This is a genomic window from Pseudomonas sp. BF-RE-22, assembly GCF_019956155.1.
GTDB lineage: Bacteria > Pseudomonadota > Gammaproteobacteria > Pseudomonadales > Pseudomonadaceae > Aquipseudomonas > Aquipseudomonas migulae.
In genome coordinates this window covers 1-23214 of the sequence record NZ_JAHBDD010000008.1, presented here as the reverse complement: position 1 = coordinate 23214, position 23214 = coordinate 1, and the positions used below count along the sequence as shown (strand labels likewise).

Here is a 23214-nt window from a genome sequence, read left to right as displayed (position 1 = left end):
CACACCGAACGAAACGCGGAAAGGTATCAGGGGACTGTGAAATAGTTTTTCAGCGCACTCAGGCCCGGGGCTCGACCGACAGCCAGTAGCGGGTCAGGCTGCTGATTTTCAGCGGCAACGTATCGCTGAGCAGACGCAGGCTGGCATCGGTGTCACGCAAGGAAAACGCCCCCGACACCCGCAACCCCGCGACATCCGCATGACAACGCAACACGCCGGGGCGATAGCGGCTCAATTCGCCGAGCAATTCGTCCAGGCGCATATTGCTCGCCAGCAACATGCCCTTGTCCCAGGCCAGGGCGCTGGTGTCGAAAGGTTCGAGCGGGTCGAGGCGATTGAGCTTGAAGCTCTGACGCTCACCGGCCTTGAGCGTCGTGCTCTGCTGGAGCAACTGCGGCGTGACTTCCACCAGCCCTTCGAGCACCGACACCTGGCTTCTCGAGCCAGTGATGCGCACGCAAAACCGCGTACCCAGCGCACGGGCGATGCCTTGCGGGGTTTCGACGATAAAGGGCCGGGCGCCGGGATCCTTGGCGGTGCTGATCAACACTTCGCCATCCAGCAGCACCACTCGGCGTTCACGCGGGGTAAAGGCAATGTCCACCGCACTTTCGGTGTTGAGCAGCACCTGACTGCCATCGGGCAGTTGCAGGTTTTTCTGTTCGCCCACTGCCGTGCGCTGATCGGCGGTCCATTGTTGCCAGGACGCGTGTTGCGAGGCGATGCCCAAGGGGCCGGCCATCAGCAGCAAGCCAATACGCGTGAGGGTCTGGCGGCGGCTCAGACCATCCTTGCGTGCCGCTCGCTGGAGGGTCTGGATGGCCAGGTTGGCCGGCACACTGCGAAATTCTCCGAGCAGCGCTTCGGCCCGTTGCCAGGCCAGCGCATGTTCGGCACTGCGATTGCGCCATTGGGCAATGGCGTGATGGTCGGACGGCGTCGCGCTGCCTGAATGCAACTGCACCAGCCAGTCGGCGGCTTCGCCGAGAATGTGCGGGTTGATCATCGACGAATTCATCAGGCGACACTCAGGCAGGTAATGAACGCAGTGCGCATGTGCCGTTTGACGGTGATCAGCGACACATTCAGGCGTGCGGCGATCTGGTGGTAGGTCAGCCCTTCGATCTGTGACAGCAGAAAGGTTTCGCGAGTGATGGCCGGCAATTCGCGCAGCAGCGCTTCGATGCGCATCAGGGTTTCGAGAATCAGCAGGCGGGTTTCCGGTGATGGCACCTCTGTGGCTGGCAGGTGGGCAATGGTCTCCAGATAAGCGCGTTCGATGTCCTGTCGACGCCAGCGATCAATCACCAGGCCCTTGGCGATGTGCGTCAGCAGTGCCCGGGGCTCGCTGCCCCAGGGCTTGACGACTTGCCGGGTCAGCAAACGCAGGAACGTATCGTGGGCCAGGTCCGCCGCGTCGCAGCGATTACCGAGTTTTCGCTGCAGCCATCCCTGAAGCCAACCGTGGTGTTCGCTGTAGAGGGTATGGATTTGCTGGTTCAAAGGCTGGTCGGCTGACGACATGGGGGGCTGATACTCTTTTCCGGCGTCCTAGCCTGATGCAATTAAGAATTGATCGCATTCTAGTGGTGAGGACCGAGTGCTGGCAATCCGCCCGACAGACTATTTTTCGCCCCCCTGTAGGAGCCGGCTTGCTGGCGATAGCATCACCTCACTCATCAATTTGCTCCGAGTTGCCCGCATCGCCAGCAAGCCGGCTCCTACAAGGGCGGCGGCGGTCTACTCGACTTTTGAGAAATTGGATATTCCAGCAGCCGGCCTGCGGGACTAACTTAGCTCCACCCCCACTTGCTCCCGGAGCCTGCCATGAAACCCCGTATCGATTTCTACACCGCGTCCCCTGATGCCCTCAAAGCCATGATCGCCCTGGAAACCGCCGTTTCGAAGCTGCCGCTGGAAAAGACCCTGATCGAACTGGTCAAGTTGCGTGCTTCGCAAATCAATGGCTGCGCCTTCTGCATCGACATGCACACCGCCGATGCGATCAAGGGCGGCGAAACCCCGCGTCGCCTGTTCGCCGTGACCGCCTGGCGCGAGGCGCCGTTCTTCACCGAGCGCGAACGTGCTGCGTTGCTCTGGACCGAGTCCCTGACCCAACTGAGCCTGACCCACGCTCCGGACGAAGACTACGAAGTGGTCGCTGCGCAGTTCAGCCCCAAGGAAATGGTCGACCTGACCGTGGCGATTTCCACCATCAATAGCTGGAACCGTCTGGCCGTAGGCTTCCGTAAAACGCCTCAGGCCTGATCAGTGAGCGTCCGCTGAAGGCGCGGCCGGTGGTTGCACCTTGCGCATCAAGGGCACCATCGCCGTGGCGATGATGAAGCAGACCATGATCATCAGAAACGCATCGCCGTAGGTTTGCGTCTGCGCTTCGCGGTAGGTCAGCAGCCATAACTGGTGCAGGCTGGCGGTGACACCCGCGTCACCGCTTTGGTCGAGCGTGGCGAAGTTGTTGCCGACCTGGGAAAGCCATTGATTCAGGGCTTCGTTGGTGCTGTTGAGGTTTTCCGCCAATCGTGTGAAGTGCAGGTTGGTGCGGTCATTAAGGATCGTCGCGCAGGCGGCGATGCCAATGGCTCCGCCCAGGTTGCGCATCAGGTTGAACAGCCCGGAAGCGTGTTTGAGTCGCGCCGGTGCCAAGCCGCCGAGGGTCAAGGTGACCGCCGGCGGCACCGCCAATTGCTGGGCAATTCCGCGTAGCGCTTGCGGCAGCATCAATTCCTTGCCTCCCCAGTCATGGGTGATCGGGCTGAAATCCCACATCGACAAAGCGAACAACCCAAGGCCGGTCATCATGACCCAGCGCAGATCGATGCGGTTGGCCAGAAAGGCGTACAGCGGAATCGCCATGATCTGGAACACCCCGGTGGAGAAAACCGCCAGACCAATGTCCAGCGCGCCATAACCCCGCACCCGACCGAGAAACAGCGGCGTCAGGTAAATCGTGGCAAACAGGCCGATCCCGGTGACAAACGAGAAGAAGCAGCCGAGGGCGAAGTTGCGGTCTTTGAGGGCGCGCAAATCGACGATCGGGTTGGCCACGTGCAAGGTCCGGCCGATGAACGCCAGGCCCGCCAGGCCGCTGATCCATGCGGTGGTCAGAATCGTGCGGTCACTGAACCAGTTCCAGCGCGGGCCTTCTTCGAGGGTGTATTCCAGGCAGCCGAGAAACAGTGCCAGAAACACCATGCTCAAATAGTCGGCGCCCTTGAGCAGCGACAGTTCCGGCTGATCGATCTTCACCAGCATCGGCACCGCCACCGCAACAAAAATCCCCGGCACCAGGTTGATGTAGAACAGCCAGTGCCAGGAGGAAACGTCGGTGATCCAGCCACCAATCACCGGTCCCAGTGTCGGTGCCAAGGACGCCACTGCGCCGATGGTCGCGGCGGCGATCACCCGTTGTTTGCCGGTGAAGAAAAAGAACGCCGTGGTGAACACCAGCGGGATCATCGAGCCGCCAAGAAACCCTTGCAGGGCGCGGAAGGCGATCATGCTCTGAATGTTCCAGGCCGCGCCGCAGAGCAGGCTGGCCAGGGTGAAACCCACCGCGGATGCGCAGAACAGCCAGCGGGTCGAGAATACGCGGGAGAGCCAGCCGGACAGCGGAATCACGATGATTTCGGCGATCAGGTAGCTGGTCTGCACCCACGCCGTTTCGTCAGTGCCTGCCGAAAGTCCGCCGCCGATATCGCGCAATGAAGCCGAGACGATCTGGATATCCAGCAGGGCAATGAACATGCCGATGCACATGGTGGCGAAGGCGAACACCTTGGTCGCCGTCGCCATGTTCGCGGCGTTGAACGGCTGTGCGGGGACGGCGAGGGCGCGGCTCATGGCGCGCTGGCCACGGCAGGCGTTTCAGGTTCCTTGCGTGTGTCGACTTCAGCGGTCACCGACAGGCCCGGACGCAGATGCCCGAGCACGCCGTCGGCAGGATCGAGCACGATCCGCACCGGCACTCGCTGCACGATTTTGGTGAAGTTGCCGGTGGCGTTTTCCGGTGGCAACACGCTGAACTGCGAACCGCTGGCTGGCGCGAGGCTATCGAGGTGCCCGTGGAATACCTGCCCCGAGAGCACGTCGGCGTGAATGATCACCGGTTGGCCCGGTGTCATGTGCGCCAGTTGGTCTTCCTTGAAGTTGGCATCGACCCACAGCCCGCTGGCCGGCACCACCGACAACTGCTGCGAACCGGCCTGTGCATAAGCACCGACCCGCGCCCGGCGATTGCCGATCACGCCATCCATCGGTGCGCGCAACTCGGTGTAGCCGACGTTCAATTGCGCCAGGTCTCGTTCGGCCCGGGCCTGCATCAGCGCGGCACGTGCTTGCTGTTTCTGGGTGTCGATCACGTTCAATTGGCGTTGCGCCGCCAGCAGTTCAGCCTGGGCCCGAGCACTCAGCGCCTGGGCGGTCTTGAAGGTGGCGTCGGCCCGTTGCGCACTTTCCACGGAGACAGCGTTGCTGCCGACCAGGCGTTTGTAGCGTGCATTGTCGTCCCGCGAGCGGGCGGTTTCAGCGCCGGTGGCATCGATTCCTGCGCGGGCCTGACCGATCACTGCGTGTTGCAGTTGCTCGGTGGCGTCGAGGTTGGCCAGCAAGGCTTCTTGCGCAGCCACCGCGCCTTCGGCCTTGGCCAGGTTGGCGCGGTAGTCACGGGAATCGAGACGGATCAGCACATCGCCGGCCTTCACTTTCTGGTTGTCGCTGACCATCACCTCTTCGATGTAACCCGCGACCTTCGGCCCGATCACCGTCACGTCGCCGCCAATGTAGGCGTCGTCGGTTTCTTCGATGAAACGCCCGGCGGTCCACCAATGGGTGGCGTAAAGGCCTGCACATATCAGGGCAGCAATGGCCAGCGTCAGCAGGATCAGGCGCTTGAGCAGGGGAGGCTTGGGTGTGCTCACCGCAACGGCAACGTCGGGTTCAAGGCTGGGCATGCTGGTCATGGAGGATTACCTGTGGGAATCGGCGTTTAATTACGTACGTAATATGACGTATGTAATATTTGGTCGCAATTAATTTCTGCTGCCGATCGTCAGGTGCTTATTTTCGCCAGTGGCCAGGGGTGATGCCGGTCATGTCCTTGAAGAAGGCAATAAACGCACAGTCACTGGCAAAACCCAGTGCGAAGGCGTTGTAACAGGAACTCACAGAAAGCCCCTTGTAGGAACCGGCTTGCCGGCGATGGGGCCTTGGGATGTGCATCGATCATGCGGCCGTCATCGCCAGCAAGCCGGCTCCTACAGTGGATCGGTGTGAACGTTGAAACTGGCGTTCACACAAACCCCTTGTAGGAGCCGGCTTGCTGGCGATGGGGCCTTTGGATTGGCATCGATCATGCGGACGTCATCGCCGGCAAGCCAGCGTCTACAGGCCTGCGTTAATCCTCGCGTTTGACGACCAAGGTGAGGATGTCGTAACTGGCGACCAGTTCACCCAGCTGGTTGGTGACTTCCACGTCCCATGCCACCACGCCCTGCGGAATGCCCTGCGGGCTCTTTTTGCCCTGATCGATTTTGCGTTTGCAGGTCAGGCGCGCCTGGATGGTGTCGCCGATGCCCACCGGGTTGATGAAGCGCAACGTATCCAGGCCGTAGTTGGCCAGCACCGGGCCCGGCGCCGGGGAGACGAACAGACCGGCCGCCGCCGACAGCACGAAGTAACCGTGGGCGATGCGTTTGCCGAATTGCGATTCCTTGGCGGCGATCTCGTCGAAGTGCATGTAGAAGTGATCGCCGGACAGGCAGCCGAAGTTCACCAGATCGGCCTCGGTCACGGTGCGACGGTGGGTCAGCAGCGACTCGCCGATCTGCAGGTCCTGGAAGAACCGGCGGAACGGATGCACCTCGGTCTCGATGACCTTGGCGCCGCGCACGTATTCGCCGGTGACGGCGGCGAGCATGGTCGGCGAGCCTTGCACGGCGGCGCGTTGCAGGTAGTGTTTTACCGCGCGCAGACCACCGAGCTCTTCACCGCCACCGGCACGACCCGGCCCGCCATGCTTGAGTTGTGGCAGGGGCGAGCCGTGGCCGGTGGATTCGGCGGCGGATTCGCGGTCCAGCACCAGCAAGCGACCGTGCCAGGCTGCCGCGACAGGAATGGCTTTGGCGGCGATCTGCGGATCCTTGGTGATCAGACTCGCCACCAGGCTGCCTTTGCCGCGCGCGGCCAGGGCCAATGCTTCGTCGAGGTCGTCGTAGGCCATCAGCGTGCTGACCGGGCCGAACGCTTCGATGTCGTGCGCGCCGCCTTCAGCGTGCGGGTCGCGGGCCTGCAACAGGGTCGGCGCGAAGAACGCACCCTGGCTGACGTTTTCGCCACGCGGCTCAAAACCGTCGCGAGCGCCAAACAGCATGTCGCTGCTTTGCAGCAGGCTTTCCAGGCGCTCGGCGACGTCTTTTTGCTGATCGTGAGAGGCCAGTGCACCCATGCGCACGCCTTCCACCGACGGGTCGCCGACCACGACTTTCTTCAGACGGTCGCGCAAACGGGTCGCGACGGCATCGATGTGTTTGGCCGGCACGATGGCGCGGCGGATGGCGGTGCATTTCTGCCCGGCCTTGGTGGTCATTTCCCGTGCGACTTCCTTGATGAACAGCTCGAACTCTTCGTCGTCCGGGGTCACGTCCGGGGCGAGGATCGCGCAGTTCAGCGAGTCGGCTTCGGCGTTGAACGGCACCGAGTTGCGGATCAGGTTCGGATTGACGCGCAACTTGGCTGCGGTGTCGGCGGAACCGGTGAACGTCACCACGTCCTGGCCTTGCAGGCGGTCGAGCAAGTCACCGGTGCTGCCGATGATCAGTTGCAGGCTGCCCGCCGGCAGCAAGCCGGATTCGTCCATCAGCCGCACCACGGCTTCGGTCAGGTAGCTGGTGGCGCTGGCCGGTTTGACGATGCACGGCATGCCGGCGAGAAAGCTCGGCGCGAATTTTTCCAGCATGCCCCAGATCGGGAAGTTGAACGCATTGATGTGCACCGCCAGACCACCGCGCGGCACCAGAATGTGCGTGCCGGCGAAGGTGCCGAGCTTGCTCAGCTGCATCGCCGGGCCTTCGTGGACGATGTTGCCCGACGGCAGTTCCCGCGAGCCGAGGCTGGCGTAGGTGAACAGCGTGCTGTTGCCGCCCTCGATATCGATCCAGCTGTCGGCGCGGGTGGCGCCGCTGTGGTGGGAGATCGCGTAAAGCTGTTCCTTGCGCTCGCTCAGGTACAAGGCCAGTGCCTTGAGGCGTTGCGCCCGTTGCTGGAAGTCCAGCGCCATCAAGCCGCTGATGCCTTGGCGACGACCGTGCTCGACGGCTTCGGCGAAGTCCGGGCGTTCCTCGTGGGTGCGTGCAATCTCGTGGCCGTCGATGGCGCTGCGCAGCACCTGGGCACCGTGTTGGCCGATCCAGCGACCGGCGATGAAACTTTGCAGGGTAGGGGCGTGAGACATCACGATTCCTCCAGGTTGTGAAAGGTGTTGGCGCGGCGGTAACCGCGCCCTTCAGGGATTACCAAAGCGCCACGGTGTAACCGACGATCAGCCGGTTTTCATCGAGGGCGGTGTTCAGGCCATTGCCGGAGCGGAAGGTCACGTTGCGCCAGCGCAGGCTGACGTCCTTGAACACGCCGCTCTGGATGACGTAACTGATGTCGGTGTCGCGCTCGCGCTCACGACCGTTGTCGACGCTGCCGGCCTTGACGTGGCGACCGTCGGTGTAGCGGGTCATGAAGGTCAGGCCGGGAATGCCTTGCGCCGCGAAGTCGTAGTCGTAACGCAACTGCCAGGAGTCCTCGTCGGCCCGGGTGTAGGTGTTGAAGGTCACCAGGTTGACCACGTACGGATCGCCGCCGTTGAGGAACGGAAAGGCACTGTCGCCGGACAATTGCTGGTACGTGGCGCTGACCTTGTGGGCACCGTGGGACACGGTGAACATGCTGTTGAAGTTGCGGTTGTCGATGCGCCCGGCGCGTTCGGCGCCGTCGCCCCGGCTGTCGAAATAGCGCAAGTCGCTGCGCAGATTGAAACCGTTGCCCAGCGGCTGGGTATGCACCAACCCGACAAATTGCTGGCGATAAATCTGATCGAGCTTGCCGTAGTAATAGCTCAGGTTCAGTTGCGGACTGAACGCGTAGCTGCCGCCGGCAAAGTCGAAGTGATCACTGCTGGCGGCGGCGTAACCGATGTCATCGTTGCTGGAGGAATCCCGCAGGTTGGCCTTGGTCAGGCGCCCGGTATTCAGCGTCAGGCCACTGATTTCCTGGCTGGTCAGCAAGCCGCCTTCGAAGGTCGAACCGAGCAGGCGGGTGTCGTTGTAAGTCGCCACCGGCAGCAGGGGTTGCAGGGTGCCGAGCTTCAACACGCTTTTCGATACCCGCAGCTTGCCGGTCAGCCCCAACTCGCTGAACTCGTCCGCCGGCTCATGGCTTTTCGGACCGAAAGGCAGCAGCCCGGTGCCACGGCGATCCGGGCTGGAGTCGAGTTTCAATCCCAGCTCCCCCAACGCATCGAGACCGAAGCCTAAAGTGCCGTCGGTGAACCCGGACTCGATGCGCGCGGTGAAACCCTGCGCCCATTCTTCAGCCTTGGATTGCGCGGCGTTGTCCTGACGGAAATCGCGATTGATGTAGTGGTTGCGCATTTCAATGCGGGCCTTGCTGTCATCGATAAAGTCGGCCATGGCGCTGGGGGCGACCATGGGCAGGCTCAATGCGGCGGCCAGCGAAAACAGTGATTCGTAGGGTGCAGAACGTGCGGGCTTCATTGTTTTTATTCCCTGCCATCAGTCGGTCGTGATTAGTGCTTGCTGGCGCCGGAGGCACCGATGCCGGTCATCGAACGGATGAACTGCGCCAGGTAGCGGCCGCGCTCAAGGGCCGCTCGCGGCGAGGTGTCGGTGACCGAAAACAGCCAGGCACTGAAAAACGCGAGGCTCATGGAAAACAGCGCCGGGTTGGAGTACGGGAACAGCGCCTTGTCGTGATGCAACACGTTGACCCACACCGCCGGGCTCAGCACCAGCAGGACAATCGCCGAGACCAGCCCCGTCAGGCTGCCGGTGACCGCGCCGCGAGTGGTCAGGCCTTTCCAGTACATCGAAAGGAACAGCACCGGGAAATTCACCGACGCGGCGATGGCCAGCACCAGGCCGGAAAGGAACGCAATGTTCTGCGATTCGAACAGCAGGCCGAGGATGATCGCCAGCACGCCGATGCACAGCGTGGCAATGCGCGAGACGCGGATTTCCTGCTGCTCGGTGGCCTGGCCCTTGCGCATCACGCAGGCATACAAATCGTGGGACACCGCCGAGGCACCGGACAACGCCAGGCCTGCAACCACCGCCAGAATGGTGGCGAAGGCCACCGCCGAGATGAACCCGAGGAACAGGTTGCCGCCCACGGCTTGTGCCAGGTGCACGGCGATCATGTTGCCGCCGCCGATGATCGCGCCGCTGGCATCGCGGAACGCAGGATCGGTGCCGACCATGACGATGGCGCCGAAGCCGACGATGATCAGCAGCAAGTAGAAGTAACCGATGAAACCGGTGGCGTAGAACACGCTTTTACGCGCTTCCTTGGCATCGCTGACGGTGAAGAAACGCATCAGGATATGCGGCAGGCCAGCGGTGCCGAACATCATGCCCAGCCCCAGCGAGATTGCATCGATCGGGTTCGACAGCAAGCCACCGGGCGCCATGATCGCGCTGCCCTTGGCGTGCACGGCAGTGGCGCCGGCGAACATCGCTTCGGTGCTGAAGCCGAAATGCTTGAGCACCATGAATGCCATGAACGTGGTGCCGAACAGCAGCATCACCGCTTTGATGATCTGCACCCACGTGGTGGCGAGCATGCCGCCGAAGGTCACGTAGAACACCATCAACACACCGACCAGCATCACCGCGTAGAGGTAGTCGATGCCGAACAGCAACTCGATCAATTTGCCGGCACCGACCATCTGCGCCACCAGGTACATCAACGCGACGGTCAGGGTGCCGAAGGCCGAGGTCAGGCGCACCGGGGTTTGTTCCAGGCGATAAGAGACCACGTCGGCGAACGTATATTTGCCGAGGTTGCGCAGGCGTTCAGCGATCAGGAACAGGATGATCGGCCAGCCCGCCAACACGCCCAGGGCGTAGAGCAAACCGTCGTAGCCATTGAGAAACATCATCGCCGAGATGCCGAGGAAAGACGCCGCCGAGATCATGTCGCCGGCAATCGCCAGGCCGTTCTGGAAGCCAGTCATGCCACCGCCGGCGGTGTAGAAGTCGCTGGCAGAGCGGGTACGCAATGCGGCCCAACGTGTGACGCCGAGGGTGAACAGCACGAACACCAGGAACATGCCGATGGCGTTCCAGTTCAATGGGCGGGACGCGCCGTCGGCGGCGACCGCGAAGTCGGTGACTGCTGCCAGCGGCAACAGGAACAACGCCAGGAGCCGGCTCATCGGGCGCACTCCTGTTTCAGTTTTTCGTTGAGCGGATCAATCACGTTGTTGGCGCGATAGACGTAGAAACCGGTCAGCGCGAAGGCCAATACCACAATCACCACACCGACCAGCATGCCCACCGAGGTCACGCCGCCGCTCAAGGACTGGCCGAGGGTGGCGGGGGAGAACGCCACCAGCAACACGAAGCCGAAATAGATCACCAGCATGATCAGCGACAGCGACCAGTACAGGTTTTGTTTGCGACGAACCAGCTGGATGAAATCGGGGTGCTGGCGGATGAGTTCTACGTCTGTGGGTGTCATGGCACGCTCTCTGTTGTTGTTTTTGTTGTGGGGTGAAGCAGGTTCTCGGGGGCGCCCCGGTCCCTGTAGGAGCGAGGCTTGCCCGCGAAGAGGCCGGCAGATTCAACATTGATGTCGTCTGATGGTCAGTCTTCGCGGGCAAGCCTCGCTCCTACAGGTTCCGTGTTTGCCGGATAATCAGAGTTGGTCGAAATCCAGGATGACTTTGTCGCTGACCGGATACGCCTGGCACGACAGCACGTAACCGGCAGCCACTTCGTAGTCTTCCAGGGCGTGGTTGCTGTCCATTTCCACTTCGCCTTCGATGACCTTGCATTTGCACGTCGAGCACACGCCGGCCTTGCACGAGTAAGGCAATTCGGCGCCCTGGGCGTTGCCGGCATCGAGGATGCTCTGGCTGTTGCGCGGCAGGTCGAAGGCCAGCGCGCGGCCGTCGCTGATGACGGTGATCTGGCTGACCGCCGCATCAACTTGCCGTGCAGCCTCGCGAGCCTCGCGTTTTTGCTGGCTGCCAGCGGCGGCGAACAGTTCGAAATGGATGCGCTCCGGTGCCATGCCCTTGGCCTTGAGGCTGTCGCGCACGGTTTCGGTCATCTCCTGAGGGCCACAGATGAATGCCGCATCAAGGGCTTTGACATCGAGCCAGCGGGAGAACAGTTGCTCGCATTTCTCGGCGTTGATCCGGCCGTTGTACAGGTCGACATCCTGCTGCTCGCGACTGAACACGAAGATCAGGTTCAGACGCTGCAAGTAGCGGTTTTTCAAATCTTCGAGCTGTTCACGGAACAGCGCGCCGGAACTTGAGCGGTTGCCATACAGCAGCGTGACGCGGCTGTGCGGTTCGGTTTGCAGGGTGGTCTTGATGATCGACAGGATCGGCGTGATGCCGCTGCCCGCCGCCACGGCCAGGTAATGACCGTGGCGTTGTGGGTCGAGCTCGACGCAGAAGTGCCCGGCCGGCGGCATCACTTCCAGGCTGTGCCCGGCCTTGAGCTGCTCATTGGCGAATGCGGAGAAACGCCCGCCGGCCACACGCTTGATCGCGACGCGCAGTTCGCCGTCATTGACGCCGGTGCAAATCGAATACGAACGACGCACTTCTTCGCCATCCATCTGCGTGCGCATCACCAGGTGCTGGCCCTGGGTGAAGTGAAAACTGTCTTGCAGGTGCTGCGGAATATCGAAGGCGATGGACACCGAGTCACGGGTTTCGGCGCGCACGTCCTTGATGGTCAGGCTGTGAAATTTGCTCATTATTGTTCTCCAGCTGGGACGGCCGATCGCCGCTCAGATGCACTTGAAATAGTCGAACGGCTCGCGGCAATCGACGCAGCGGTACAACGCCTTGCACGCGGTGGAACCGAACTCGCTGAGCACTTCGGTGTGCGCGCTGCCGCATTGCGGGCAGACGATCACCGGGCTTTCGCCGAGCAGGCTGCGTTTGCTGGTGCTGCCGTCGGGCGGTGCGATGCCATAAGCGCGCAGGCGTTCGCGGCCGCTGTCGGTGATCCAGTCGGTGGTCCACGCCGGGGTCAATTTGCGTTCCAGTTGCGGTGCCCTGAAGCCGGCAAGTTCCAGCGCATCGCGGATGTCGCTTTCAATCACCTCGGTGGCGGGGCAGCCGGAGTAGGTCGGCGTGACCACCACGTGCAAGTGGCCGGCTTGCCAGTCGAGATCGCGCACGATGCCGAGGTCGACCACGCTGACCACCGGCACTTCCGGGTCCATGACCTGCGCCAGGGTCGCCCACGCGGCGGCCAGGTCCGTCGGTTGGGCCGGCCGGGCGCCGAGGTCGCTGGCGATCAGCTCACCAGGTTGCATCGGGGTACGCTCGTGGCAGGAATTGCATCTCCGCCAACAGGATGCCGAGGTGTTCGGTGTGCAGGCCCTTGCGCGCATTCAGGTAGAAATAGCTCGGCGCGGCAGGCACCGGCAGGGTGGCGCTGGCGAAAATCTCGTTGACCCTGGCTTGCCACGCGGCGGCGACGGTGGCGATGTCCGGGGTGATGCCGGCTTCGCACAGACGCTGTTCGCTGTCATCGGCAGCGATCAGTTCCACGGTAAAGCGCCAGACCTCAGGGATCGCTGCGAGCATGCGCTTGTGGCTTTCCTCGGTGCCGTCGCCCAGACGCTCGACCCACTCGCCGGAACGGCGCAGGTGATAGGTGACTTCCTTTACGGCTTTGGCAGCGATCCCGGCGATGCGCTCATCGCTGGACTGGCTCAGACCTTTAAGCACTTCCAGGTGCCAGGCGTCATACAGGAACTGCTTGAGGATGGTCACCGCGTAATCGCCGTTGGGTTGTTCCACCAGCAGCAGGTTGCGATAGGCGCGCTCATCGCGACGGAACGCCAGGTGATCGGCATCGCGATCGTCGCCCAGCAGTTCAGCGGCGTATTCCAGCCAGTTGCGCGCCTGGCCGACGAGGTCGAGGCCGACGTTCATCAGCGCCAGTTCTTCTTCCAGCGCCGGCGCCTTGCCGCACCATTGGCACAGGCGCTGGCCCTGGATCAGGGCGCTGTCGCCGAGGCGCAGCAGGTATTCGATCAGATCGGTGTTGTTATTCATGGTCGACCTCACATGTGCCCGACTTCGGCCGGCAGCTCGTAGAAGCTGGCATGGCGATAAACCTTGTCGTCCGACGGGTCGAACAGCGGATCTTTTTCATCCGGCGACGAGGCGGTGATCAGTGCCGACGGCACGACCCACAGGCTCACGCCTTCGCTGCGACGGGTGTACAACTCACGCGCGTTCTCGATGGCCATGGTGGTGTCGGCGGCATGCACGCTGCCGACGTGCTTGTGGTTGAGGCCGTGCTTGCTGCGCACGAAGACTTCGAAAAGGGTCCATTCGGACATGGCGGTGTCTCCAGATCAGGTGGCCGAATCAGGCGGCGTTCTTGTTTTGTTTTTTGCGGGCGTGGGCAACTGCGGCTTCGCGGACCCAGGCGCCGTCTTCAATGGCTTTGCGGCGAGTGGCGACGCGTTCCTGGTTGCACGGGCCGTTGCCCTTGAGCACTTCGTAGAACTCGCTCCACTGGATTTCACCGAAGTCGTAATGGCCGCGTTCGGCGTTCCACTTCAGGTCCGGATCGGGGCAGGTGCAACCGAGCAATTCGAGTTGCGGGATGGTCTGGTCGATGAAGCGCTGGCGCAGTTCGTCGTTGCTCTGGCGTTTGATTTTCCAGGCCATGGACTGGGCGCTGTTCGGCGAGTGTTCGTCGCTCGGGCCGAACATCATCAGCGACGGCCACCACAGGCGGTTGATCGCGTCCTGGACCATGTCTTTTTGCGCCTGATTGCCGTGGCGCATCATGGTCAGAAGGATTTCGTAGCCTTGGCGCTGGTGGAAACTTTCTTCCTTGCAGATGCGCACCATGGCCCGGGAGTAGGGGCCATATGAGGTGCGCTGCAACACCACCTGATTGACGATCGCGGCGCCGTCCACCAGCCAGCCCACTGCGCCCATGTCGGCCCAGTTCAGGGTTGGGTAGTTGAAGATGCTCGAGTACTTGGCCTTGCCGCTGTGCAGCTTGGCGATTTCTTCGTCGCGGTCGGCGCCGAGGGTTTCCATGGCGCTGTACAGGTACAGGCCGTGGCCGGCTTCGTCCTGAATCTTGGCCATCAATTGCAGTTTGCGTTTGAGCGATGGCGCGCGGGTGACCCAGTTGCCTTCGGGCAGCATGCCGACGATTTCCGAGTGGGCGTGCTGCGAGATCTGCCGGATCAGGGTCTGGCGATAGGCATCAGGCATCCAGTTTTTCGCTTCGATCTTGATTTCTGAATCGATTTTTTCCTGGAAGGCGCGTTCCTGTTCGGACATTTCCGACAGGTCCTTGATGCGCTTAACGCCGGTTTCTACGAGCTGTGCGTACATTGGGGGTCTCCCGCCTTGAATCTGATCGAGGGCATGGAGAACTTTATAAGCGATACAGAATTTAATATCAAACACAAAATATCGTGTCGTATGTTTTTTTGTATCGCTTTCGACGTACGGGGCAAGTCCGGTTTCTGGACAGCCTGATGGCGCCTTAGTAGCATCCGCCGCTTACCGACTGGGCGACTCGTCATCGGTGACGGAATTTCAAGGAGTGGGCATGCAGGATTTCACCTTCGGTAAGGTCAGGATTCATTTCCACATCGAGCATGGGGTGGTGATCAGCAATACGCCGAGCCGTGGGGTGATCTGGATCAGAACGAAGGAGGGCGAAGAGCGCCGTCTGGAATATGGTTTTGAAGATTTCCAGTTGCGTAAAGGTCATGAGGTTTCCGTGATCTACGCAAGCAGTTCACACAAGGAATATGTGTGTCCGGTAGTGCTGCGCAATCACCATCTTTCGCTCAGTTATGCCTTGGGTTCGAGTGATGTTATCTATAAGGAGATGGCCAAGCCGCTGTCCTGGTCCTGGCTGGTTTTGGTGGCGCTGATCGTCCCGTCATCGTTTATCGCCAAGTGGTTTGGTCATTTTGGAGGAGGCTTTGTACTGCCATTCATCTATTGGCTGGGGGTGGCCAAGCTCGACGACATGCGCAAAGCGCGACTGATCCCGGCGCTGGGTGCTCACATCGATAGGCTGGACAGACGCGTCACTGCCAGGCGCTCCGTTGACCGGGCGCTCTCTCGCGATTCCATGAAGGCGAGGCTCTGAAATCATGGCTTTTCGGAGCCCGCATGAACCCTGTAGGAGCTGGCTTGCCGGCGATAGCCTCCGTCCAGCCAATACAAACGTCGACTGACCCACCGCCATCGCCAGCAAGCCGGCTCCTACAGGGAATCGCGTACGCTTTTGCTTCTCACCACTCATCAGGCCGAGCGTTAGCTCGCCTTCAGCTTTTGATCTGAGCGCCCCCTCGAGAGGCCGGAGCGAGGGAATGCCGAGCCTAGGCGAGGCACCGAACGAAAGGGGCAAGAGCCCTTGGTTACTTGGGGCTCTTCCAAGTGACTCGCCGTAAGGGCGAAACCATTAGCGGCCGTTACCGCAGGAATGGATATGTACACCCGAAAGAAAATGGTCGGCTGTCAGGCCGCCATCGTCGGAACGCCGCCCGCAGCAAGCCGGCTCCTACAATAGATCGCGGTACATACGCGAGAATCGGGTTGCCTGTAAAGCCTTCGCGAGCAGGCTCGCTCCCACAGAGTTCGTGCGCGCACACCCAAAAAAAAAGCCCCGCAAAAGCGGGGCTTAAAGGGTGCAGCAGTCATGCTTTCGGGCGTTTGTCCATCACGTGACAAGCCTTGCCCTCAGAGCGCTTGATCGAATGCAGAGGCTGCAAAACAATCCGCGAACTGATCCCGATATACGTCTTGATGTGCTTGCTCAACTCGCCACAAACAGCCCTCTGCTGCTCATCGCTCAAGTGCTGGTGTTCAGCCTTCAACTCGACATGCACATCCACGCTGTCCAGGTTCCCGTTGCGATACAGATGAATCTCATAACACTCTGAAAGCTGTTTGATTTTCAGCACCTGCTCCTCGATCTGCGTCGGAAACACGTTAACCCCGCGAATGATCAACATGTCATCGCTACGCCCGGTGATCTTGTCGATCCGCCGCATCGGCCGCGCAGTCCCCGGCAGCAGGCGCGTCAGGTCGCGGGTGCGGTAGCGGATCATCGGCAAGGCTTCCTTGCTCAGGGACGTGAACACCAGCTCGCCCATCTGCCCGTCCGGCAGCACTTCACCGGTGACCGGGTCGATGATTTCCGGGTAGAAATGGTCTTCCCAGATCGTCGGCCCGTCCTTGGTTTCGGCGCATTCCATGGCGACGCCCGGCCCCATGATTTCCGAGAGCCCGTAGATGTCCAGTGCAGTGATGCCCAAACGGTCCTCGATGGCGCTGCGCAGTTCGCCGGTCCACGGCTCGGCACCGAAGATGCCCAGGCGCAGGGCCAGTTTGTGCGGGTCGATGCCCTGGCGCTCGATTTCATCGGCGATGTTGAGCATGTACGAAGGCGTGACCATGATGATGTCCGGCTGGAAATCCTTGATCAGTTGCACTTGCTTTTCAGTCTGGCCGCCGGACATCGGAATCACCGTGCAACCCAGGCGTTCGGCACCGTAGTGCGCGCCGAGGCCGCCGGTGAACAGGCCGTAGCCATAGGAAATGTGCACTTTGTCGCCACGTCGGCCACCGGCTGCGCGGATCGAGCGAGCGACCACGTTGGCCCAGGTGTCGATGTCGTTCTGCGTGTAACCGACGACGGTCGGTTTGCCGGTGGTGCCGCTGGACGCGTGCAGGCGCACCACGTCCTGCATCGGCACGGCAAACATGCCGTAGGGGTAGTTGTCGCGCAGGTCGGATTTGGTGGTGAACGGAAACTTCGCCAGGTCTTCCAGGGATTTGATGTCATCCGGGTGCACGCCCAGTGCATCGAAGCGCTGACGGTACAGCGGCACATTTTTGTAGGCGTGGTTGAGGCTCCAGCGCAGGCGTTCCAGCTGGTGCTGACGGAGTTCGTCAATGCTGGCGGTTTCCAGCGGGTCCAGCACGGGATCAAGCACGGCTTTGGCAATTGGCATGTTCATAACTTCACTCGAATTATTTTTGTGTTTCAGCCCGGCCGCAGCCGGGCTTTGAGTGCATGCCCCAAGGATACCTCTAGGCTCCCCGGGAATCGCGATTCTTTAGTCGGACAAGCGCTCAATGATCAGCGCAATGCCCTGGCCGACGCCGATGCACATGGTGCACAAGGCGTAGCGGCCCTGACGTTCTTCCAGTTCGTGCAGGGCGGTGGTGACCAGCCGCGCACCGCTCATGCCCAATGGGTGGCCGAGGGCGATGGCGCCGCCATTCGGGTTGACCCGCGGGTCGGTGTCGCTCAAACCCAGTTCGCGCAACACCGCCAGGCCTTGCGCGGCGAAGGCTTCGTTGAGTTCGATCACGTCCATGTCGGCGAGGCTCAGGTTGGCCAGTTCCAGCACTTTGCGCGTCGCTGGAACCGGGCCGATGCCCATGATGCGCGGCTCGACGCCGGCAGTGGCCATGGCCACAACCCGGCCGCGAGCCTTCAGGCCGTGGCGTTTGGCGACCGCCGGGCTGGCCAGCAACAGCGCGCAAGCGCCGTCATTGACCCCGGAGGCATTGCCGGCGGTGACGCTGCCGCCTTCGCGAAACGGCGTGCCGAGTTTCTGCAACTGCTCAAGCGTGGTGTCGCCGCGGGGGTGTTCGTCATGCTCGACGACTTTGGCCGGGCCTTTGCGCTGCGGGATTTCCACCGCGACGATTTCCTTGGCCAGACGCCCACTGGCCTGGGCCGCGCCGGCACGCTGCTGGCTGCGCAGGGCAAAGGCGTCCTGGTCGGCGCGGGAGATGTTGAACTGCTCGGCGACGTTCTCGGCGGTTTCCGGCATCGAGTCGATGCCGTAGGTTTTTTTCATCAGCGGATTGACGAAGCGCCAGCCGATGGTGGTGTCGTAGACCTGCGCATCCCGGGAGAAGGCCTGTTCGGCCTTGCCCATGACCAACGGCGCGCGGGACATCGATTCGACGCCGCCGACCAGCATCAGCCCGGCTTCGCCGCAACGAATCGCCCGCGCTGCGGTGCCGATGGCATCCAGCCCGGAACCGCACAAACGGTTGAGCGTGGTCCCCGGCACGCTGACCGGCAAGCCGGCCAGCAGCGCCGACATGCGTGCGACGTTGCGGTTGTCTTCGCCGGCCTGGTTGGCGCAACCGTAGATCACATCATCCACGGCATTCCAGTTGACCTGCGGGTGGCGGCGCAGCAGTTCGCGCAACGGCACTGCACCGAGGTCGTCGGCACGTACGCTGCTCAAGGCACCGGCGTAGCGGCCGATCGGGGTCCGCACGGCGTCGATGATCAAGGCGTCATTCATTCGGGGTCTCCTGCGCGAGCACAGCGCCGCGCACTTTGTAGGATTTGCCATGGAACAGCGCGATCAGCTGGCCCAGTTGGTTTTCAATGCGCACGTCGTAGTTGCCGGTGCGACCGGAGCGGCTCTGCTCGGTGCAATCGGCGGTCAAGGTGTCGCCCAGGCGTGCCGGGGCGATGTAGTCGATGCTGCAACCGATGGCCACGGTGGCTTCGTTGTAGCTGTTGCAGGCAAAGGCAAACGCCGAGTCGGCGAGGGCGAACAGGTAACCGCCGTGGCAAGTGCCGTGGCCCTGAATCATGTCGGCGCGCACGCTCATGCCGACGCGGGCGCAGCCCGGTGCTGCCGAGAGCAGACGCATGCCCATGGCCTGGCTCGCGGCGTCGCGCTTGAACATCGTTTGCGCGCAGTTGCTGGCCAGGTTCATTGCTTCGTGATTAGTCATGGAACGTCCTCCCTTCAGCGACGCGGCGGCGCAACAGCAGCGACGGTCGATAGCGTTGTTCGCCGTAGCTCGTTTGCAGGTTTTCCAGCACGTTGAGGATGTGCGCGAGGCCAATGGCGTCGGCCCAGGCCAGCGGGCCTTGCGGGTAATTGACGCCGGCGCGCATCGCCAGATCGATGTCGGCGGCCGAGGCCACGCCTTGCAGCACGGCGTCGGCGGCTTCGTTGGTGAGCATCGCCACCGTGCGCAACACTGCGAGCGCGGGGCTGTCGCTGAGTTGGCTGACGGTGAATCCAGCGCGTTGCAGCAGTGCGACGCCGTGTTCGAGTGCCGAAGGGGTGATGTCTGCCGAGCAACTGATGGCGATGCGGCTGGCCTTGCCGTAGTCGAAGGCCAGGTCCAGCAGGATCAGATTGCGCAGCCCGTCTTCTTTCGCCCGCTGACAGGCCATGCGCCCGTCGCTAAGCGCCAGCACCGCATCGCCGACTTTCAACAGGCCTTGGCCATCGCGCTGAATGACGTTGATCTGATGTTCGCGCAGACGCGCAATCAACGCGTTGGCGATGCCGAGATCACCTTCCACGACGCAGGTTTCAACCGGGTGATCGCTGCTGATAGAGGTCGGCTGTGGTCGCTCGGAGCCTTCGGCATAACGGTAGAAGCCATGGCCGCTTTTGCGACCCAGGCGCCCGGCGTCGACCAATTCCTTCTGAATCAGCGAAGGCAGGAAACGTGTATCCCCGTAATAGGCATCAAACACCGAACAAGTCACGGCATAGTTGACGTCATGGCCGATCAGGTCGGTCAGCTCGAAGGCGCCCATCGCAAAACCACCGGCCTCGCGCATCAGCGCATCCAGCGTCGGGCAATCCGCTGCGTCTTCCTGCAGCAGGCGCAGGCTTTCGGCGTAGAACGGGCGGGCGACGCGGTTGACGATAAAGCCCGGTGTCGAGCGGGTGTGTACGGGTTTTTTGCCCCAGGCTTTGGCGGTGTCGTACAGACACTCGGCCAACGCCGGATCGCTGGCCAGCCCCGACACGATTTCCACCAGCGCCATGACCGGCGCCGGGTTGAAGAAGTGCAAGCCGAGCAAGCGTTGCGGATGGTTCAGCTGCGCGGCGATGCTGGTGATCGACAGCGACGAGGTGTTGCTCGCCAGAATGCAGTGCTCACCACAGATGCCTTCCAGCTGGCGGAAGAGCGCGCGTTTGACCTCAAGGTTTTCGACGATGGCTTCGATGATCAACTCGCACTCGGCCAGCGCTTCGATGGCTTCCACGGCGTGCAGGCGCGCAATCGTTGCGCTGCGCGACTCGACGGACAGTTTGCCGTTCTCGACCCGTTTGCCCAGTTGTCGATCAATGCCTTCAATGGCCTGCGCTGCAGCGCCGGGGCGATTGTCTAGCAGCAACACCGGATGACCGGCCTGCGCCGCGACCTGGGCAATGCCTGCGCCCATGGCCCCAGCGCCGATCACTGCGATGCGCGCGTTAGTGTTCAGTGCGGTCATGACTCAGCGCCCCTTGAAACTTGGGCTGCGTTTTTCCATGAACGCGCTGACGCCTTCACGGTAATCCTCGCTGCGTCCGGCCAGGCGTTGCAGGTCTTTTTCCAACTCCAGCTGTTCATCGAAGGTGTTGCTCAGGCTGGCGTTGAGGCTGCGTTTGATCAGGGCCAAACCGTACGTCGGTTGTGTGGCCAGATGGCGGGCGAGGGTCAGGGCTTCATTGCGCAATTCGGCATCGTCGACCACGCGGTAGATCAGCCCCCATTGCTCGGCTTGCTCGGCGCTCAGGCGATTACCGAGCAAGGCCAGCGCCTTGGCGCGGGCCATGCCGACCAGGCGCGGCAAGGTCCAGGTGCCGCCGGAATCCGGGATCAAACCGATCTTGCAGAAGGCCTGGATAAAGCTCGCCGAACGCGCTGCCAATACCAGATCGCAAGCCAGTGGAATGTTGGCGCCGGCGCCGGCCGCCACGCCGTTGACCGCGCAGATCACCGGCAGCGGCAGGTCGCGCAACTGGCGGATCAGCGGGTTGTAGAACTTCTCGATGGACTCGCCCAGATCCGGCACGGCGCTGCCCGGCGCGACATTGCGGTCGCTGAGGTCTTGCCCTGCGCAGAAACCGCGACCTTCACCGGTCAGCAGCAGTACGCGCACGTCCGGGTTCTGCCGAACCTGCTTGAGCGCTTCCTTCACTTCGCCGTGCATCTGCGTGTTGAAGCTGTTGAGTTGGTCTGGGCGATTGAGGCTCAGCAGGGCAACGCCGGCCTCGATGGAAAACAGGATGTGTTCGAAGTTCATGGTCTTGGCGTTCTCTGGGAGGTCGTTCGAATTCGTTATCGATGGCCGGATTACTGGCCAGTGAAGGTCGGCGTGCGTTTTTGCTGAAAGGCCTCAATGCCTTCGTCGCGGTCGCGGGTGCCGGCCAGCACGGTGAAGGCGTGGCGCTCGAAACGCAGGCCGCTGGCGAGGTCGGTGTCCATCGCCTTGAGCAGCGCTTCCTTGGCCAGGCGCACCGCCAGCGGTGCTTTCGTGGCAATGCTGCGGGCGATCTGCAGTGCACGCTCGACGGTGAATTCCGGTTGGGTGACTTCGCTGACCAGTCCGGCGCGCTGGGCCTGGCGGGCGTCGATCGGCTCGCCGGTCAGGACCATCTGCATGGCCATGGATTTGCCGACGGCGCGCAGCAAACGTTGGGTGCCGCCGGCGCCGGGCATGATCCCGAGGTTGATTTCCGGCTGACCGAAACGTGCGTCCTCGCCGGCGATGATGATGTCGGCGTGCATCGCCAGTTCGCAGCCACCGCCGAGGGCGAAGCCGTTGACGGCGGCGATCAGCGGTTTGTTGAAGCGGGTGATGGTTTGCCATGACGCCTGGCGCGGGTCGTCGAGGATGCCGACCAGATTGCGTTCGGCCATTTCCTTGATGTCAGCACCGGCCGCGAAGGCTTTGCGGCTACCGGTCAGGACCACGACGCGGGTCTCGGCATCGGCTTGCGCGGCCGTCAGTTCGTCCGCCAGTTCACCCAGCAATTGGGTGGTCAGGGCATTCAACGCTTGCGGGCGCTGCAGGGTAATCAGGCGGACGCCCGGTTCGAAGAGTTCGACAGCAAGGGTTAGAGGCATGGCGGATGCCCTCACGGTGCACGCTCGGCTGTAATGCCGGCTCATTATTGGATCGGCGCGTAGGCCGGTTTTTCCGGAGTATACCTATAACGTGATACGTAAATGCAATACAAAAATAGATTTAATGTGTCCTATCGTCGGGTTTGTGGTTTTATGGTTGTGGTTTGAATGGCTTTGATCAAGCGCTGGATGCGCCTGTTTTATTGGTTTTAGCCGGGGTTTTGTCGTCTAAATAGACGCGGCAGGCCCGTGGCTTTGTAAGTGATACGGTTTTTGTGCTTTGTTAATGTAAAAGTGATGTGATACAAAATGAGTCTGCATCGGCATCGCTTTGTGAATGCTCTATAAGGAAACGCCCCATGACCTGCTACAGCCTCGATGGCCTGACTCCGGTGGTTGACCCCAGCGCTTACGTTCACCCGTCCGCCGTGCTGATCGGCGACGTGATCATCGGTCCCCATTGCTACGTCGGTCCGCTGGCGAGTCTGCGCGGTGACTTCGGCCGGATCGTGCTGGAGGAGGGCGCCAATCTGCAGGACACCTGCGTGATGCACGGTTTCCCGGACAGCGACACCGTGGTCGAGCGCAACGGCCACATCGGCCATGGCGCGGTGTTGCACGGCTGCCGGATTGGTGCCGACGCGTTGGTGGGGATGAATGCGGTGGTGATGGATAATGCGCGCATCGGTGCTCGCTCATTCGTCTCGGCGGCGGCCTTCGTCAAGGCCGGTTTCGAAGGCCCCGAGCAGTCGCTGATCATGGGCGCGCCGGCCAGCGTCAAGCGCAGCCTCAGCGATGAAGAGGTGTCGTGGAAGCAGGCGGGCACTCGTGAATATCAGCAACTGGCCAAGCGTTGCCTGGAGCAGATGCAAGTCTGCGAGCCGCTGACCGAACCGGAGCCCGACCGCCCGCGTATCAGCGACAGCGGCCTGCGGCCCAAGGGCAGTTTTCTATGAGAACGCAATCCCCTGTAGGAGCCGGCTTGCTGGCGATCGCGGTGTGTCAGTCGAGATTAATGTTTCTGGCACACCGCGATCGCCAGC

Annotated in this window: 22 protein-coding genes and 1 pseudogene; 3 read left to right on the top strand and 20 right to left on the bottom strand. The window is 62.0% G+C overall.

The annotated features are described in order from the left end of the window. Positions 1 to 58: 58 nt before the first annotated feature. Both KGA82_RS05330 and KGA82_RS05325 read right to left on the bottom strand, forming a co-directional pair. Positions 59 to 1018 carry a FecR domain-containing protein gene (locus KGA82_RS05330; protein WP_207286040.1) on the bottom strand — a complete coding sequence of 320 codons (960 nt, stop codon included), beginning with the start codon at positions 1016 to 1018 and terminating at the stop codon, positions 59 to 61. Beyond that, complete coding sequence (locus KGA82_RS05325) at positions 1018 to 1524, bottom strand: sigma-70 family RNA polymerase sigma factor (RefSeq protein ID WP_223449785.1); 507 nt, start codon at positions 1522 to 1524, stop codon at positions 1018 to 1020. Before KGA82_RS05325 ends, KGA82_RS05330 begins: the two co-directional genes overlap by 1 nt. A 303-nt stretch (positions 1525 to 1827) precedes the next feature. Between KGA82_RS05325 and KGA82_RS05320 the strand changes: the two genes are divergently transcribed. Further along, positions 1828 to 2268: a carboxymuconolactone decarboxylase family protein gene (locus KGA82_RS05320; protein WP_008040019.1), complete on the top strand. Its 441-nt coding sequence runs from the start codon at positions 1828 to 1830 to the stop codon at positions 2266 to 2268. Here the strand turns inward: KGA82_RS05320 and KGA82_RS05315 are convergent, their stop codons facing one another. From KGA82_RS05315 to paaA, 12 genes and pseudogenes are all read right to left on the bottom strand, one after another. Continuing rightward, a complete protein-coding gene (locus tag KGA82_RS05315; RefSeq protein WP_223449784.1) occupies positions 2269 to 3861 on the bottom strand; it encodes a DHA2 family efflux MFS transporter permease subunit in 1593 nt (530 codons plus the stop codon). It abuts the gene before it with no gap. Continuing rightward, positions 3858 to 4979 (bottom strand): HlyD family secretion protein, encoded by a 1122-nt coding sequence (locus tag KGA82_RS05310; RefSeq protein WP_223449783.1) that lies wholly within the window; start codon positions 4977 to 4979, stop codon positions 3858 to 3860. Before KGA82_RS05310 ends, KGA82_RS05315 begins: the two co-directional genes overlap by 4 nt. A 97-nt stretch (positions 4980 to 5076) precedes the next feature. After that, positions 5077 to 5172: pseudogene (locus KGA82_RS05305) on the bottom strand (AraC family transcriptional regulator); the annotation flags it as partial. Positions 5173 to 5413: 241 nt separating this feature from the next. Beyond that, the gene (paaZ, locus tag KGA82_RS05300) at positions 5414 to 7468 is read right to left on the bottom strand and encodes a phenylacetic acid degradation bifunctional protein PaaZ (protein ID WP_008032371.1); all 2055 of its coding nucleotides are present in this window, start codon (positions 7466 to 7468) and stop codon (positions 5414 to 5416) included. Between the two features lie 58 nt (positions 7469 to 7526). Continuing rightward, complete coding sequence (locus KGA82_RS05295; protein WP_223449782.1) at positions 7527 to 8780, bottom strand: OprD family porin; 1254 nt, start codon at positions 8778 to 8780, stop codon at positions 7527 to 7529. Between the two features lie 32 nt (positions 8781 to 8812). After that, entirely contained in the window at positions 8813 to 10459 is a 1647-nt protein-coding gene (locus KGA82_RS05290; RefSeq protein WP_008032374.1) for a cation acetate symporter, read from the bottom strand. Next, on the bottom strand, positions 10456 to 10764 hold the full coding sequence (locus KGA82_RS05285) for a DUF485 domain-containing protein (protein ID WP_008032377.1): 309 nt from the start codon (positions 10762 to 10764) through the stop codon (positions 10456 to 10458). The genes KGA82_RS05290 and KGA82_RS05285 overlap by 4 nt, the downstream gene beginning before the upstream one ends. Before the next feature lie 177 nt (positions 10765 to 10941). Continuing rightward, positions 10942 to 12018: a 1,2-phenylacetyl-CoA epoxidase subunit PaaE gene (gene paaE, locus KGA82_RS05280; protein ID WP_223449781.1), complete on the bottom strand. Its 1077-nt coding sequence runs from the start codon at positions 12016 to 12018 to the stop codon at positions 10942 to 10944. 33 nt (positions 12019 to 12051) lie between these two features. Continuing rightward, positions 12052 to 12585 (bottom strand): 1,2-phenylacetyl-CoA epoxidase subunit PaaD, encoded by a 534-nt coding sequence (gene paaD, locus KGA82_RS05275; protein WP_223449780.1) that lies wholly within the window; start codon positions 12583 to 12585, stop codon positions 12052 to 12054. Beyond that, complete coding sequence (gene paaC / locus KGA82_RS05270; RefSeq protein WP_223449779.1) at positions 12572 to 13333, bottom strand: 1,2-phenylacetyl-CoA epoxidase subunit PaaC; 762 nt, start codon at positions 13331 to 13333, stop codon at positions 12572 to 12574. The genes paaD and paaC overlap by 14 nt, the downstream gene beginning before the upstream one ends. A gap of 8 nt (positions 13334 to 13341) precedes the next feature. Further along, the gene (gene paaB / locus KGA82_RS05265) at positions 13342 to 13623 is read right to left on the bottom strand and encodes a 1,2-phenylacetyl-CoA epoxidase subunit PaaB (protein WP_007943393.1); all 282 of its coding nucleotides are present in this window, start codon (positions 13621 to 13623) and stop codon (positions 13342 to 13344) included. Between the two features lie 28 nt (positions 13624 to 13651). Next, positions 13652 to 14641, bottom strand: a complete 990-nt coding sequence (gene paaA / locus KGA82_RS05260) for a 1,2-phenylacetyl-CoA epoxidase subunit PaaA (protein WP_008032385.1) — start codon at positions 14639 to 14641, stop codon at positions 13652 to 13654. Between the two features lie 220 nt (positions 14642 to 14861). Here paaA and KGA82_RS05255 point away from each other — a divergent pair, with 220 nt between their 5' ends. After that, positions 14862 to 15413 carry a hypothetical protein gene (locus tag KGA82_RS05255; RefSeq protein ID WP_223449778.1) on the top strand — a complete coding sequence of 184 codons (552 nt, stop codon included), beginning with the start codon at positions 14862 to 14864 and terminating at the stop codon, positions 15411 to 15413. A gap of 550 nt (positions 15414 to 15963) precedes the next feature. Here KGA82_RS05255 and paaK read toward each other — a convergent pair. The 6 genes from paaK to paaF form a co-directional block, all read right to left on the bottom strand. Continuing rightward, on the bottom strand, positions 15964 to 17289 hold the full coding sequence (paaK, locus tag KGA82_RS05250) for a phenylacetate--CoA ligase PaaK (RefSeq protein WP_223449777.1): 1326 nt from the start codon (positions 17287 to 17289) through the stop codon (positions 15964 to 15966). Positions 17290 to 17388: 99 nt separating this feature from the next. Beyond that, on the bottom strand, positions 17389 to 18600 hold the full coding sequence (gene pcaF / locus KGA82_RS05245; RefSeq protein WP_192228902.1) for a 3-oxoadipyl-CoA thiolase: 1212 nt from the start codon (positions 18598 to 18600) through the stop codon (positions 17389 to 17391). After that, a complete protein-coding gene (gene paaI, locus KGA82_RS05240) occupies positions 18593 to 19042 on the bottom strand; it encodes a hydroxyphenylacetyl-CoA thioesterase PaaI (RefSeq protein WP_008025274.1) in 450 nt (149 codons plus the stop codon). Before paaI ends, pcaF begins: the two co-directional genes overlap by 8 nt. After that, positions 19035 to 20552: a 3-hydroxyacyl-CoA dehydrogenase PaaH gene (gene paaH / locus KGA82_RS05235; RefSeq protein WP_223449776.1), complete on the bottom strand. Its 1518-nt coding sequence runs from the start codon at positions 20550 to 20552 to the stop codon at positions 19035 to 19037. The genes paaI and paaH overlap by 8 nt, the downstream gene beginning before the upstream one ends. 3 nt (positions 20553 to 20555) lie before the next feature. After that, positions 20556 to 21347: a 2-(1,2-epoxy-1,2-dihydrophenyl)acetyl-CoA isomerase PaaG gene (gene paaG / locus KGA82_RS05230; protein WP_008038297.1), complete on the bottom strand. Its 792-nt coding sequence runs from the start codon at positions 21345 to 21347 to the stop codon at positions 20556 to 20558. A gap of 50 nt (positions 21348 to 21397) precedes the next feature. Beyond that, complete coding sequence (paaF, locus tag KGA82_RS05225; RefSeq protein WP_223449775.1) at positions 21398 to 22171, bottom strand: 2,3-dehydroadipyl-CoA hydratase PaaF; 774 nt, start codon at positions 22169 to 22171, stop codon at positions 21398 to 21400. A gap of 359 nt (positions 22172 to 22530) precedes the next feature. Here paaF and paaY point away from each other — a divergent pair, with 359 nt between their 5' ends. Then, the gene (gene paaY / locus KGA82_RS05220; RefSeq protein WP_223449774.1) at positions 22531 to 23127 is read left to right on the top strand and encodes a phenylacetic acid degradation protein PaaY; all 597 of its coding nucleotides are present in this window, start codon (positions 22531 to 22533) and stop codon (positions 23125 to 23127) included. The last annotated feature ends 87 nt before the right edge of the window (positions 23128 to 23214 follow it).

Excerpts from the sequence above, each read along its gene's own strand:
- paaH (WP_223449776.1), bottom strand. The coding sequence starts at position 20,552 with ATGACCGCACTGAACACTAACGCGCGCATCGCAGTGATCGGCGCTGGG.
- KGA82_RS05325 (WP_223449785.1), bottom strand. The coding sequence starts at position 1,524 with ATGTCGTCAGCCGACCAGCCTTTGAACCAGCAAATCCATACCCTCTAC.
- pcaF (WP_192228902.1), bottom strand. The coding sequence starts at position 18,600 with ATGAATGACGCCTTGATCATCGACGCCGTGCGGACCCCGATCGGCCGC.
- paaE (WP_223449781.1), bottom strand. The coding sequence starts at position 12,018 with ATGAGCAAATTTCACAGCCTGACCATCAAGGACGTGCGCGCCGAAACC.
- KGA82_RS05310 (WP_223449783.1), bottom strand. The coding sequence starts at position 4,979 with ATGACCAGCATGCCCAGCCTTGAACCCGACGTTGCCGTTGCGGTGAGC.
- paaA (WP_008032385.1), bottom strand. The coding sequence starts at position 14,641 with ATGTACGCACAGCTCGTAGAAACCGGCGTTAAGCGCATCAAGGACCTG.
- KGA82_RS05295 (WP_223449782.1), bottom strand. The coding sequence starts at position 8,780 with ATGAAGCCCGCACGTTCTGCACCCTACGAATCACTGTTTTCGCTGGCC.
- paaB (WP_007943393.1), bottom strand. The coding sequence starts at position 13,623 with ATGTCCGAATGGACCCTTTTCGAAGTCTTCGTGCGCAGCAAGCACGGC.
- paaD (WP_223449780.1), bottom strand. The coding sequence starts at position 12,585 with ATGCAACCTGGTGAGCTGATCGCCAGCGACCTCGGCGCCCGGCCGGCC.
- KGA82_RS05255 (WP_223449778.1), top strand. The coding sequence starts at position 14,862 with ATGCAGGATTTCACCTTCGGTAAGGTCAGGATTCATTTCCACATCGAG.
- paaY (WP_223449774.1), top strand. The coding sequence starts at position 22,531 with ATGACCTGCTACAGCCTCGATGGCCTGACTCCGGTGGTTGACCCCAGC.
- paaC (WP_223449779.1), bottom strand. The coding sequence starts at position 13,333 with ATGAATAACAACACCGATCTGATCGAATACCTGCTGCGCCTCGGCGAC.
- paaK (WP_223449777.1), bottom strand. The coding sequence starts at position 17,289 with ATGAACATGCCAATTGCCAAAGCCGTGCTTGATCCCGTGCTGGACCCG.
- KGA82_RS05320 (WP_008040019.1), top strand. The coding sequence starts at position 1,828 with ATGAAACCCCGTATCGATTTCTACACCGCGTCCCCTGATGCCCTCAAA.
- paaI (WP_008025274.1), bottom strand. The coding sequence starts at position 19,042 with ATGACTAATCACGAAGCAATGAACCTGGCCAGCAACTGCGCGCAAACG.
- KGA82_RS05285 (WP_008032377.1), bottom strand. The coding sequence starts at position 10,764 with ATGACACCCACAGACGTAGAACTCATCCGCCAGCACCCCGATTTCATC.
- paaZ (WP_008032371.1), bottom strand. The coding sequence starts at position 7,468 with ATGTCTCACGCCCCTACCCTGCAAAGTTTCATCGCCGGTCGCTGGATC.
- paaG (WP_008038297.1), bottom strand. The coding sequence starts at position 21,347 with ATGAACTTCGAACACATCCTGTTTTCCATCGAGGCCGGCGTTGCCCTG.
- KGA82_RS05315 (WP_223449784.1), bottom strand. The coding sequence starts at position 3,861 with ATGAGCCGCGCCCTCGCCGTCCCCGCACAGCCGTTCAACGCCGCGAAC.
- KGA82_RS05290 (WP_008032374.1), bottom strand. The coding sequence starts at position 10,459 with ATGAGCCGGCTCCTGGCGTTGTTCCTGTTGCCGCTGGCAGCAGTCACC.
- KGA82_RS05330 (WP_207286040.1), bottom strand. The coding sequence starts at position 1,018 with ATGAATTCGTCGATGATCAACCCGCACATTCTCGGCGAAGCCGCCGAC.
- paaF (WP_223449775.1), bottom strand. The coding sequence starts at position 22,171 with ATGCCTCTAACCCTTGCTGTCGAACTCTTCGAACCGGGCGTCCGCCTG.